Annotated in this window: 10 protein-coding genes; 5 read left to right on the plus strand and 5 right to left on the minus strand. The window is 30.0% G+C overall.

What is annotated here, in order from left to right:
- The first annotated feature begins 113 nt into the window (after positions 1-113).
- The 5 genes from GXK57_RS01700 to GXK57_RS01720 all read left to right on the plus strand — a co-directional run bounded on the left by GXK57_RS01700 (position 114) and on the right by GXK57_RS01720 (position 5,501).
- The gene (locus GXK57_RS01700) at positions 114-1,112 is read left to right on the plus strand and encodes a peptidylprolyl isomerase (RefSeq protein WP_160670485.1); all 999 of its coding nucleotides are present in this window, start codon (positions 114-116) and stop codon (positions 1,110-1,112) included.
- Between the two features lie 197 nt (positions 1,113-1,309).
- Positions 1,310-1,864, plus strand: coding sequence for a stage V sporulation protein T (spoVT, locus tag GXK57_RS01705; protein WP_160670488.1), 555 nt, complete (start codon positions 1,310-1,312; stop codon positions 1,862-1,864).
- A 141-nt stretch (positions 1,865-2,005) separates the two neighbouring features.
- A complete protein-coding gene (locus tag GXK57_RS01710) occupies positions 2,006-3,547 on the plus strand; it encodes a polysaccharide biosynthesis protein (RefSeq protein WP_160670491.1) in 1,542 nt (513 codons plus the stop codon).
- Between the two features lie 13 nt (positions 3,548-3,560).
- Entirely contained in the window at positions 3,561-5,015 is a 1,455-nt protein-coding gene (gene mazG / locus GXK57_RS01715; RefSeq protein WP_160670494.1) for a nucleoside triphosphate pyrophosphohydrolase, read from the plus strand.
- Between the two features lie 153 nt (positions 5,016-5,168).
- Positions 5,169-5,501 carry an HU family DNA-binding protein gene (locus GXK57_RS01720; protein ID WP_160670591.1) on the plus strand — a complete coding sequence of 111 codons (333 nt, stop codon included), beginning with the start codon at positions 5,169-5,171 and terminating at the stop codon, positions 5,499-5,501.
- 365 nt (positions 5,502-5,866) lie between these two features.
- On the opposite strand, the gene GXK57_RS01725 is transcribed toward GXK57_RS01720, so the two are convergent.
- The 5 genes from GXK57_RS01725 to GXK57_RS01745 form a co-directional block, all read right to left on the minus strand.
- On the minus strand, positions 5,867-6,301 hold the full coding sequence (locus GXK57_RS01725; RefSeq protein ID WP_160670497.1) for a hypothetical protein: 435 nt from the start codon (positions 6,299-6,301) through the stop codon (positions 5,867-5,869).
- Complete coding sequence (locus GXK57_RS01730) at positions 6,294-8,627, minus strand: site-specific integrase (RefSeq protein WP_160670500.1); 2,334 nt, start codon at positions 8,625-8,627, stop codon at positions 6,294-6,296. The genes GXK57_RS01725 and GXK57_RS01730 overlap by 8 nt, the downstream gene beginning before the upstream one ends.
- On the minus strand, positions 8,617-10,680 hold the full coding sequence (locus tag GXK57_RS01735; RefSeq protein ID WP_160670502.1) for a tyrosine-type recombinase/integrase: 2,064 nt from the start codon (positions 10,678-10,680) through the stop codon (positions 8,617-8,619). The genes GXK57_RS01730 and GXK57_RS01735 overlap by 11 nt, the downstream gene beginning before the upstream one ends.
- A gap of 1 nt (position 10,681) precedes the next feature.
- Positions 10,682-12,157, minus strand: a complete 1,476-nt coding sequence (locus GXK57_RS01740) for a site-specific integrase (protein ID WP_160670505.1) — start codon at positions 12,155-12,157, stop codon at positions 10,682-10,684.
- Between the two features lie 479 nt (positions 12,158-12,636).
- Positions 12,637-13,914, minus strand: a complete 1,278-nt coding sequence (locus GXK57_RS01745; RefSeq protein ID WP_160670507.1) for a TIR domain-containing protein — start codon at positions 13,912-13,914, stop codon at positions 12,637-12,639.
- Positions 13,915-14,099: the final 185 nt, after the last annotated feature.

The following is a 14,099-nucleotide window of genomic DNA, read 5'->3' on the forward strand; positions in this document are numbered from 1 at the left end:
ATAAATTTAAGTAATATAAATTGAAATTGATGTTGTAAATTGATATACTAATTTATGTCTATTAAATTTGGTTGTAAAGGGGATACAATTTAAAGAAAAGTGAGGTAAGAAATTTGAAGAACATAAAGAAATTAGTTTCAATAGCCTTGATTGGTGTGATTGGTTTATCACTATCAGGGTGTAAGATGATACAAAAAACTCCAGAGGCTGTAAGTAAGACTGCTGTAGCGAAGGTTAATGGTGAGAAAATTACACTTGGCCAAGTTGATGAAAAGATAAAGAGCGCTATAGATCAATTAAAGAAACAATATGGCAATGACCTGGAAAAAAGCACTGATGGAAAAGCTGCCTTAAAGGATCAAAGAAAGACTCAACTTGAATCAATGGTACAAGAAAAGGTAATTTTGAAAGAAGGAGAAAAATCCAACGTGCTTCCTTCTAAAACTGATTTAGATAAACAAGTAGCAGATAAACTTTCAGATGTTAAGAAGGTTTATAAAACTGATGATGAGTTTAATAATGCATTAAAGTCTGCTAACTTTACTGTGGATTCCTTAAAAGAATACTTAGGTACTCAAATAAAGATTGATACAATTCTTAATAAAACAGTATTTAAAGATTTAAGTATTACTGATGCAGATATACAAAAATATTATAATGAAAATAAGGCTCAGTACACTCAACAACCTGGTGCTAATATGTTCCATATACTTGTTGATAGCGAAGATAAAGCAAAGTCAATAAAAGCTGAATTGGATAAAGGAGCAAAATTTGAAGATTTAGCAGCTAAGTATGGTACTGACGGTACAAAAGATCAAGGTGGAAGCTTAGGATATGTTGCTTATGATGCTCAAAACTTTGATAAAGACTTCTTAACAGCTGCAAAGAAGCTTAAAGAAGGAGAAATCTCAGGACCAGTTAAAACTCAATATGGATGGCATATAATAAAGGTTGCTGGAATTCAATCATCATCAAAGACTCAAGAGTTATCAGCTGTTAAGGATACTATTAAACAAACTTTAGAAACAAATAAGAAGAATGAGTTATTTAAGGCTAAATATGATCAATGGAAAAAAGATTTAAAAGTTGAGACATATGAAGATAAGCTATAATAAGAATAATATTTATTAATATTCAAATAATAAAACTCACATGAATTTATGTATTTTAATTCATGTGAGTTTTTACTTTATTGGATTCATGTTGTACAAAAAGATAATTATAGCCAAAGCATGTATAAAATTTCTATTCTGAAAAATAATAATAAGGAAGGTTTTAAGTGAAAGATATATAAGGAGGTAACTATAAAATGAAAGCTACAGGTATTGTTAGACGTATTGATGATTTAGGTAGAGTAGTTATACCAAAAGAGATAAGAAGAACTTTGAGAATAAGAGAAGGAGATCCTTTAGAAATTTTTACAGATAGAGAGGGTGGAGTTATTCTAAAAAAATATTCTCCAATTGGAGAATTAACTGATTTCTCAAAAGAATATGCAGAGAGCCTCCAACAGGCTATTGGACATATCGTTTTAATAGCTGACAAAGATACGTTTATATCAGTAAGTGGTGCATCAAAGAAAGACTTTGTAGAAAAAAAGATAAGCAATGAATTAGAGAAGATAATGGAAGATAGAAAGACTGTTTGTTTAGGTCTAACAGGTGCGAAAGTTATTCCGCTATACAATGAAGATACAGCTGAAGATAAGTATTCATGCCAGGTAATATCTCCAATAATATCAGAGGGGGATGCAATTGGAGCTGTTATAATATTGACAAAACAAGCTGGAGAAAAGTTTGGAGACTTAGAAACCAAGCTTGCTGAAACAGCATCCGCGTTCTTAGGAAAACAAATGGAACAATAGTGAACCTAAGACTTGCATCCCAAAACCATTCTAATTATTGACTGGTTAATAAATATTTATTCAATATACATATAAGATTCTGTAATAATACCTCCAAATTGACAATAAAGATTAAGTAGTTAAATAATTTGGAGGTATTTTATGAAAAAACAATCGCTTATAAAAGGAAGTATAATACTCGGTGTTGCCGGCATATTTACAAGGTTTTTAGGAATATTCTTCCGATGGCCTTTAATAATGCTTATAGGAGATGAGGGAATTGGTTATTATCAAATGACTTACCCGCTGTACATGTTTTATGTTGCTATAGCAGCAGGGATTCCTGTGGCAGTATCTAAAATGGTTTCTGAAAGTAATGCTATTGGAGACTTAGATACATCATTCCAAACAATGAAAGAATCATTTATTTTAATGCTAATTTTAGGGACAGGCATGTCGTTATTCTTATTCTTTGGAGCAAAACCAATAATGACTGCTTTAAAGTGGGATACAAAGTCTTACTATTCAATCATTGGAGTAGCATTTGCACCTTTATGTATATCTCTTATGACTGCTTTTAGAGGTTTTTTTCAAGGATTACAAAATATGAGTCCATCGGCTATTTCTCAGATAATTGAGCAAATAGGAAGAGTAATAGTTGGTGTTGGGTTGGCAGTTTTATTTCTGCCATATGGAATTGAGTACTCTGCAGGAGGAGCTGCTTTTGGAGCCGCAGCTGGAGGGTTTTTAGGCGGTATTTACTTAATTGTGAAGTACTTGAAGGTTAAGAAATCCTTTGGTGTTAGAAAGGTTAAATCGAATGATAAACTTCTTGCCCAGCTAATAAGAATAGCTATCCCTATATCTTTAGGAGGAGCTGTTGGTACTGTAGCTAGTTTAATTGACTCTATATTAGTACCAAGACAGCTATTAAATGCAGGTTTTGATTATAGACAAGCTACTATACTATACGCTCAATTGACTGGTAAAGCTTCAGTAATAGTTAATATACCACTTACATTATCAGTAGCCTTAAGTACTTCTCTTATACCAATAATTGCAGAGAACTATATTTTAAAGAATATAAGAGAGGTTCAGTCAAAGGTGGATTCGGCAATAAGAATGTCTATGGTTATAGCTATTCCATGTACCTTAGGGTTATATTTTCTTGCTGGCCCAGTTATGATGCTTATATTTCCTGGGAGATCAGAGGGGTACGAGATTCTTAAGTACTTATCTTTTTCGATTCCTTTTATAATCATGGCTCAAACCACTACGGCTATACTTCAGTCAACAGGATCTTATGCAGCTCCAGTTGTAAATCTTCTCATTGGATGCTTTATTAAGGTTGTATTAACGGTATACCTTATACCAGTTTCGTGGCTTAATATATATGGCGCAGTTATAGCATCAATATTAGCTTATATAGCGGCATCTATGCTTAATCTTATATATCTGCATATAAAGCTTAGGGTTAGTATAGATTATGGGGCAGCGGTAATAAAGCCTATAGGAGCTTCTGCAGTTATGATGATCGCTGTGTTATTAACATATCTAGGTATACTTAATAAAACGGCCAGTAATGGAATAGCTTGCTTGATTTCTGTTTTTTTGGGTATTATTATATATGTATTGCTAATAGTAGTATTTGGTGTGTTTAAGTATGATTATATAAAAAGCAGATTTTTAAAAAGACATAGATAAAAGGAGAAATAACATGATTAAGATAATTGGTTTGGGACCTGGTTCTGAGGAAGCATTAACTTTGGGAGCAGTTAAACAATTAAAAAATAGCGACAATGTATTTCTTAGAACAGAAAAACATCCAACAGTCCAATTCTTAGTTGAAGAGGGCATAAAATTTAATACCTATGATTCAGCTTATGAGAATTCTACTACATTTGATCAAGTGTATGAAAGTATAGCAGTGGATTTAATAGAGCAGCATAGAAAGTTTAATGACATCACTTATGGTGTTCCAGGGCATCCTTTAGTTGCAGAGAAGTCAGTGGTGAATCTTATTAACTTATGTAAAGAAAATGATATATGTTATGAGATTTTGCCTGCTGTTAGCTTTATTGATGTTATGATGGAGGCTCTAGAAATAGACCCAGTTGAAGGTCTTAAAGTAGTTGATGCCTTTGATATAGGAAACCAAGTATTAGACAAGAGATCGGGAATTATAATAACTCAAGTATATAATCAATTTATTGCTTCAGAGGTAAAGCTTAAACTTCAAGAAGAGTTTAATGACGACACTGAAGTTTACTTTGTTAGAGCTGCCGGTATAAAAGGTCAGGAAAGTATCAGGAAAATGCCTCTATATGAAATTGATATGCAGGAAGATATAGATTATCTAACGTCTATATATGTTCCTAAGGATTTGGATAATAAGAAGGATTTTTATGATTTAATCAGTATAATAGATAAATTAAGAAGTGAGGATGGTTGTCCTTGGGATAGGGAGCAAACTCATGAAAGTTTAAAGAAAGCGCTAATAGAAGAAAGTTATGAAGTTATAGATGCAATCGACAAAGAGGATGATGCTGGAATGATTGAAGAATTAGGTGATGTACTACTTCAAGTAGTATTTCATTCATCTATAGCTAAAGATGATGGTTATTTTAACATGAATGATGTAATTCAAGGTATATGCGAAAAAATGATAAATAGACATCCTCATGTTTTTGGAAATGAATCAATAGATACATCAGTGGAAGTTTTGGAGAAGTGGGAAGATATCAAGAAAAAAGAAAAGGGATTTGAAAGTATTACAGAAGAACTGAATTCTATTGCCAAATCACTACCAGCAACAATAAGGGCAGCAAAGGTCCAAAGTAAAGCTAAAAAGGTTGGATTTGATTGGGATAGAGTAGAAGACGCTATGCTAAAGGTAGAAGAAGAACTAAATGAAATAAAAGAGGTATATAATGGAGAAAATAGGGCAAAGATAGTAGAAGAGGTTGGAGATTTACTGTTTGCCTGTGTGAACGTAGCTAGATTCCTTGGTGTAGAGGGGGAACTTGCATTAACTTTTACTACAGAAAAGTTTATAAAAAGGTTCTCTTATATAGAAAAAATAGCATCCGAAAAAGGACAAAATTTATCCGATATGTCTCTCGAAGAAATGGATATTTTGTGGAATGAAGCAAAAAAAGATGAAAAAAACTAAGGGCAAAGAAGGAAATTTCCCTTTTATGAAGAATATATAGCATGAGTGAGCAATCATTACCATATTATATTTACATTGTGAAATAAGTAATTTACTATAGACTATATAAAAAAGTGGTTATATAATATGTTAATGTAGATTATAGTACATAAAATCTTAAACTGGTACTATAAAACATACCATAAGAGATCTAAGGAGGATGTAAAAGTGAATAAAGCAGAATTAATCTCAAGCATGGCTGAGAAGAGTAAGTTAACTAAGAAAGATGCAGAAGTTGCATTAAAATCTTTCATTGACAGCGTTCAAGAAGCATTAGAAAATGGTGAAAAGGTTCAATTAGTTGGCTTTGGAACTTTCGAAACTAGAGAAAGAGCAGCTAGAGAAGGAAGAAATCCAAGAACAAAGGAAACTATCCAAATACCTGCTTCAAAAGTTCCAGTATTTAAGGCTGGTAAGGAGTTCCGTGACAGGGTGAATACTAAGTAGTAAGCCTTGATATTACTAGGTTTATGCAATATAATACTACACTTTACATAAGAAAATTACTGTAGTATAAGTGTAGTATATATGTTAAAAGTTATAAAAACCTTCTTATTTGTTAACACAAATAAGAAGGTTTTTTACTTATAACATTTAAAATGATACAATTTGCTTTATACGCCGTTATGTAGCGTTAAAATACTTTATAGGTAAAAGGTTATGGAGAAGGAGTTGCTGGGCTTACATTGGCTGTTAAGCGCATTTAGAGAATATGTACAAACGAAGAGTTGATAAGATGGTTACAAATATAGATGTAATATTAAATATCTACAGTTTATCAACATATTATTGGATGATAATTAGACAATATGTTATAAGTCTATTTTTCCATGCTTTTCTAAAACTAAAAGTCTTAGTTTTTCGTTTTCTTCACGTAAAATTCTATTCGCTTTTTCATACTCTATTATTAACATACTTTTATCTCTAATTATCATTTCAAAGTCAGAAAGCTCTTTATCTTGATTTTGAAATAACGGTGAAGGTGATGGTTGTTGAGGTGTATTAAGTTTAAGAATGTCATCAATTTGGTTATTAAGTTTAGAGAACCATTCATCTAGATATTCTCGACTATCTCCATACCATAAGGTTCTTGCACTTTTTAATTTTAGTTTTCTAGCTATAAGGTCTAACGCATTTGATTTCGTAATGCTTTGGAGAGTTCCTTTTTTTATTTTATTAATGATTTCACGTTTTGCTTGTGATGCAACTTCAGATAAATCTGATTTTGTGTATGTCTTTTTAGCCAATTAACTCACCCTTTACGATAAAATTTCTAGCTTCATAAAAACTAGGATTTGGTTTAGTTTTATAATATTTCTTAATATAGTTTAAAGATTTTTCGTGGAGTTCTTCTCTTATAATTTTTATTTTAGTATTTTCTAAGTTGAATTTTTTTGATAATTCATTAAAAGCTTTTTTGATTAAATTATTTATATCATTAGATCGAAAACTAATCATTTCCCTTTCTAATAAGTCTTTCGTCTTTTTGCTTTCTTTGTCTTGATAAACTACTAAAAGCATATAACGAAACAGTTCTGTTTTGTGATCTTCTAGTGAATCTAAATCAGGTTTATAGTAATTGCAACTAAAACAGTGTAATTCAGTATGACCACAGTTAATCATAGAAGTTGCATTACAACTATGTATTCTGAGTGGAAATCCAGTTGGAAGAGATGAAGATATGGATTTTGGAAATTCAAAATCTTGTACATCTTCTGCAACTTTAACTAACAAGTTTGTAATTTTTTCTACATTGTACTTTGATTCACTTAATTCAAGAGTTTTATCAATTATCTCATGTAAATCAACCGTATTTTCTGATTTATTTACAGTAATATTTTTGTAAACTCCTTCAGATTGAATTTCTTCAAACCATTTTTGATGTTCTAGTGGTTTGGTTGCTAAATAAGGTAGCTGAGAGTTTATATTTTCATGGCCTAGTTGATCTTGTATAGAATGCTTTTCTCTTCCCTTTAAACGCATATAAAGTGCATGCATTCTTCTTAAATCATGAGTTGAAAAAGAGTGCATGTTAGGATTGCTACCTTGCCACAGTTTTCTTTGAATACGATTTAAAAACTTATTCATTGAGCTTGTAAGGAAAGGACCATCATCGAACATATTTCCTAATAGTCTGTATTCTTCTAAGTTATCTCCATAAGGGTATTCATCCGGGGAAATCAATATTTTTTTACTTGGTGCAACACTTTGCAATTCTCTTATCCAACGTTTTATATCAGGAGTGGCGAGAACTTTATTAGAATTGGAGTTTTTTGTTTTATGAATATATAACCAGGTCACTCCCATATTATCATCATGTAGACAATTGTATAATAAATAGCATATCTCACTTGATCTTTGGCCAGTTGCTAACTGCAATAGGCAAGCTCGCCTCGCTCGGAAATCAGCAATATTATTTTCATCAAAATAAGGACAAGCATCATCAAGTAAAGTTTCAATTAATAGTTGTGTAGCACCAAAGTTTAACATTCTCCCAAATGATTTTTCTTTGTTTCTTAAAATTGGAGGGATGATTCTAGTTATATTCAATTTTAAACCATTTGTTTTTGTATACCATGTTAGCCAGTGCTTGCAGGCTATTCTAATAGAAGATTTGCTGTTATAAGATAAATAAGGCACCTCGTAAGTCATAATTTGTTCTAATCCCAGATATAGGCAGCTTTCTATGGTGAAATAATAATTTTTATTCAATAGTATACATAGTTTTAGTAATGCCGAAGAATATTGAATCCATGTTCCGTCAGAAATCGAATTTAAGCTTTCACGTATTAGTATACCTTGATCATCTTTATATTCTATAAAAGAAGATTTATCAATGCATTCTCTTAAATTTTTAAATGTAAAGTTAAACAATTCTTGTGTGATATCAGTGTCAAATTCGCTAATTAAATCGGACCATTTGGCTAATTCTCTATTTTCAAAACTGGTATTTGCCTTCATCTTTAGAACTTTTTTAACTGGAGACAGTTCCTCGTTTGAAAGTGTGAAAGATAAAAAACGAGCAACTTTTATAAGAGGACCTTTTTTCTTTTTCTTATGTAAGTAGTTGAGGGTTTCTTCCGTGATGCAATTATCTGTGTAATTAGGAAATAGACCATAGCCACTTAGCCATAGTTTAAAAACAGTTTGGATCACTCTATCTTTGAAATCTGACTTTTTTATAGAATTGTCCACATCTAATTTTTGAAATGAATCATAATACTTTTCAAATAAGTTATTTAAAGTTTGAAAGTTTTTTAAGTCATCAATCGGATAATAGTGATATCCAGTAGGTATAGAAAATGAAATTTCTAAAGGTAAGCTAATCCTTCTGTAAAATGCTAATAAATAAGAATATTGTCTTTCGCTTCTCTTTATGTTTTGAGGGCATTCGTAATATTCTAGTGGATTGAATATAAAATTATATTGAAGTTTTTTGTGTTCATATGCTCTAATTTCGTCATATGAAAAGTGTTCTTTAATTCCTATACGAATATATATTTCATTGAAAAATACATATTCGTAATTATTTATTTCTATTGGTGTAGATATTTGTGAAAGGCTATCTCTCATTATAAAGTACTCCTTCTTCAATTCTTTTGTTATGAAGATAATTATCAAGCATTTTAATAATTTGTTCTTCTGTCAAATTTAGCTCGCTCAAGCGCTTTACAATTAAAGAGAGAGTTTTAACTTGATTGTGGATAATAGGATGTTCATATGAAAAATCTGAGCAATTTTTTTGCATTTCTTTTAAATTAATGACTTGTTGGCCTAGAACCTTGATTGCTTGAACTATTTCGTCTTTTGTCATTAAGAAATTAATGCATCCCCAACATTTAAGCCAATTCGAACAACCTTTTTCATTAAAGCAGTAGCCCATGTTTAGCTTTTTGCCAAAACGTTGTATAAATTCATCTATTTTCATTTCTGTAGTTAATACTTTAAGCATTTCGTCAATAGGTGTTTTATCGCTACTTAAAAGCTCTACTAATCTTAAATAGAATTTGCCTGTTATTTCTTTTGATTGAAATTTCTCCATAACCCTAAATAATAATGAAGTCCTAGAAATTCGGCTTTTTAAATACTCTCTAGTCATTAGTTCGTTCTGATGACCGGCAGCAGTTTGAACAACACTTATATCTCCAGATTTTAATGCGACATGAGTTAATAAATGATGGCGAAATCCATGAGCAGAAGCCCGTAATTCTTCAAAATTAGGATAAATTTTCAGGAGTTTTGGTTTTACTATTTCTTCAAAAAATCTTCTAATCTTATTTACTTCTAAAATCCATGGAGGATTAGTTAATTGAAATAAATGTACATACTCATTGTTGTTATATGGATTAACAATTGGTTTTAAATTTAAGTTTTTAGCTCTTGCTTGTAAAGATTTAATTGTATCTATGCCTGTTTTATCAAGAATAGGGAATTGTCCATATTTGTTCCCTGCTTTATCAGCTAATTTGGAGTATATTCCAAAAGCATTAGGAGCATTAGGAAGTGGTTGTATGGAGTCGTATGCATCCAAATATAGAATATAAGAAAAACGTGCTGGAGCACTTGCTATTGTTAACCAAAATGCACGGCATAAATCTTCTATCTCATTAGTAGGCGTAAATTCATAAATTATTCTAACAATATCTTCAGCTAATGAAAGTTCAGAGAACGCTCTACCATCTGAATCTTTCCTGGCCTTTTTTACTTTTTTCATCAAACTTGACCAATAAGAATGAGGAAAGTCTAATGTTGTTGGGAAATAAGTAGTTTCACCTAAGCCCCATTGAAAAAATCTCTTTATATTAGCAATGTAACACAATGCTGTGGATTCACTAGTTTGCAAAATAAGATATTCTGTAAGATTTATGAATTCCGAAGAGTTGAAAGATGTAAGGCTCTTTAAATTTTTTGTTTGTAAGTATGAATATAGTTTATTGAATGAACTTAGAGTGTTTTGCATGTATTTAGTTCTAACATCACTTCGTTGTAAAAATTCCACATATTGTTTGAATAAATGGCCTAGGCAAGGGTCGTTTATTAGAAGTTCCCATTTAGAGTGTCTGTTGTTCCGTTTTACAATAGTATTTGTATAATTTAGCTTTATTCTAATATCTTGAATTGCTTTAGCAGTATATTTTGTACTATCAAATAATTGAGGGATTCTAATTGTATCTTCATCTGTAAAATCTTTAAACGATTTTCCTAGTAAAATACAATGTAATGCAAGCCGTTTTCTAAATCCACTAACCTCGCATCTATGAGCTGAAATTATCTGCTCTTCGTTTTGCGTTATCAAGTTTACTTTTCTAGCAAGCCAAATGGCAGCTTGGTTAGAGTTATGTCTTGAATCTAAAAGATATTCTAGTAGGATTGGTATATATCTTGTTTTTTTATAAAATTTATTTACCCATACCCAGCAGATGATATAATGTAGTTCAGAAAAACCAGATTCAAATTTGTTAAACTTTATTTTATCATCAACTGTGGCTTCAAGCCAATTCTGAGGTTTAGGAAAATGGAAACTTAATCGTTTTTTTGCATTCTTCACTGATAACTTTTTGTTGTAACTATCATTTTTTAAAAAAGTGTTAATTATGTAGTCGCTGTCACACCAATGCAATTCCATATTATATCTCCTTAAAATCAAACTCTTGAGCCATATCTTCTACTATGTTTATGTTCCTATCATTAGTAGGGATATAATGTGAATATACTTTGCGAGTTATTTCTATTGATGAATGCCCCAACCATCTACTAACATCTGATAAATCTTCTTTTCTTACTCTTATAAGATAAGTGGCAAAAAAATGACGGAATGAATGGGGACTAAAGTTTTTTAAATCTATATTATATTCTTTGTGCAATTTGTCTGCATAATGAGTATATCTTTTGCGAATAGTTTGACCTGTGATTGGATTTCCTTTATTTTGATTTTGTCTTGATACGAACAAAAAACTATGCTTTTTTTTAGTGTATCTAATAAGTACTTCCCGTTCTTTTAAAGCATTAAGTAATAGATCTAAAAATAACTCTTCACTAAATAAAAAAGGAACTTCTCTTGAACCAGACTTATGTTGTGAACGATAATCTTGATTATCCCTTTCAACTACATAACATACCCATTTATTTATGTGATTTGAGTATTCTATATCTCCTTTTAGATTATTTTTAATGAATTCTCTGGCTTTAAAATGCTCCATGAAAAGTAAGTTTGTTGGCAGTGATGAAGTATCAATCATTAAGTTGGCTGCTTCAGCTGCTCTTAAACCAAAAAACTTTAAAATATGGAATAATAATCTATTTTGGTGATGTTGTTGAGGAATAAAATTTATAAAAGTATCAGCTTGGTTGACCGTAAAAACTTTCTGTTCTAAAATTAATGATTTTTTATCTTTGATTGGTTTTAATCCAACTGAGTCTAACATAGATTTAATATCGATTATAGTAATGAGATTTTTTCCTAGAGTACCAGAAAGCATACTCTCTTTATAACGAGCTTTTACTGGCAACGAGGTAATACACAAATCCTTATAATAAGTGGTTCTTTCTTTTAAGAAATTAATAAATTGAATAGAAGCACTTACAGCTTGAAGAATTGATTCATATGAAAGTTCATTCCAGGTCTTTTGATCCATAAAACCATCTTTAGAAAAAGCTATTTTGCTAATTTGCCCATAAGTATAAGCTTGTTGGTGTAAGGGAACTTCTGTTACAGTAGCCCATCTAATAGATTTGGTGTAACTAGAGTTGTTCGCTTCAATATTTCTAAGATAGTCAATAAATCCAAGTAATATTACCAAAAGATCATCCTGCAAAATATCTAAATCCCAAATTAACAAATAATCTAAAAATTTTTTTAAGTGATGTGCTTGATTTTTTGCGGTATTAATTGAATTGTAGCTTTTCTTGAATAATAAGTATGCGGTTGCTTCGTGGTGAGTTCTATGGTCAGGGTGACTTATAGATAGCGTATTAGATGAAGTGATAAAATTCACATAATAGAGACCATCTAATTTAATTGATTTGTAATGTTTAGCAAATGTTATTAATCTTACTTTGTGATCAATTATATTACTTATCTTAAGTAAATCTTTATAGCTCATGCAATATATCTCTTTCTTTTGTGTAATTTAGTATATTTTTATATAAATACATCAATACCAATACCTATAATATAATAAATATGAGATTGTTTCTAGGGTTGATATGATACATCTGTAGGAAGTTCTGTGCCAATATCAACTATAAGTGGTGAGGTATTTAATGGTTTTACAAAAAAAGAATAGTAAGATATAGTATTTAATTACTAAAATAAGAATATTCTATATTGATACGTTGAAAAGTGTATAAAAAGATTGCAGATAATTTTATTGGTTTTTTAGGAATGAAATAATGAATCTTTAAAGATCACAGGTTAAATACAATGGTGATGAATTACATATTAGCAGTCAATTTTAACATGAAATAAAGCGTATATTTTAAATTACATGGTAATTTAAGATATACGCTAATTTTTTTACTATTTATGTAATTCATTACATCATCTAATTTATAAGGGTTCATAGGCAAATATAATCAATAACTAATATAGTGCATTTATAAATGAAATAAGATAGCCATGTTTATTTGTACCATGTATAATATCTGTAGGTTTTAGCTTTAAAATATTAAGGATGTTGTTTATACTAGAAATTATAGTATAAATAAGGTTACTGTATTTTGTTATATTCTGTTCATTGCTAATCGTATAAATAGGAATATTCATATAAAAATTAGTTCCTTTCACATGGGAAGTAAATGAATCATAATTAACCAATGCTTCATCAACACTTTGAATAGCGTTAGTTATACTGTCCTTTATAAAAATATCAAACATAGATCCAGAAGTTGTATTTTCATTAGTATCATTTATCACTGTTAATATACAAGAATCTTGCCTAAACACAAGAGAGTCTTTAATGACATCATAGTTTTCTATACCATCAAGGTTAATACCGTTACCATCTGTTAAACCATAAATTGAGGCACTATCAACTTTAATTTTTTTAAAAAAATTATAACTACTTCTGATATTTATGTCATTATAGTCAGATAAAGTATTACAAAGTAAAACTAATTCCTGCACCAATCTTTTATACCTGTTAATATTGCTTAATTCCTTTGTTTTTTTAGAAATTCTACTAATTATCAGGGAATAATCTCTTTTAACCTGAAAAACATTTAAATTTTTACATGAGAGTTTTTCAAAAATTTCGCTTTCAGATACTTCATTGAATTTTGGTGAATAATAATCAGTATAGGGGTATATCATTCTAAATAAGTTATTGTATATTATAACAATATCACTTATTAAATCTTTTACAATGAAATCATCAACAAACTTTTGAGCAATAGAATTTTCAATTGCAACTTGTATCCAATCACATAATTCTTTATATAGATTATTATCGTTTAATGAGATAGGAGTTATCCTATTATGATTAATATCAAAGCACAAATCGTCAATTTTATTTGTATTATTATCATTTTCTATAAGAAGAATGATACCATTTTCACCAATCATTGATATGGCTAGTCCAGTTTCATACATAACATTAGGATTTGAGATAAGTTTACCTTCTGGTGTTTTGTATATAGGAGTTAAATCACCAATAAATACATCGCAAGTCATAATTTGCTCTAATATTTTTTCAAAGATAAATGGGGAACCTGATTCTTCTTGAGTAGGTGAAAAGATAATATTAATACTTATCCCGTATTTACTCAACATATGTTTTTTAGCTTTTCTTAACTGATTTCTTATAAAATTCGTTACATTTTTGTTCTGGTTTTGCCAAGCAATAAAAATTTTATATTCCATATAAAAATCCTCCTATGTACAATTTGCGTATAAAAAACATGATTTATTATACCATATATTAGGGGGTTAATTACCTGTTTTGCGATAAGTTTTCCTAATAATATGGCATTGCATTTTTGAGTTTTTTTACTTTCTTCTCCATTTAGATATTGAACTTTGACATATTAAACGTAATAAGCGTCAAG

Origin of the sequence: Clostridium sp. C8-1-8 (assembly GCF_009928445.1) — a bacterium.
Lineage (GTDB): Bacteria > Bacillota > Clostridia > Clostridiales > Clostridiaceae > Clostridium_AR.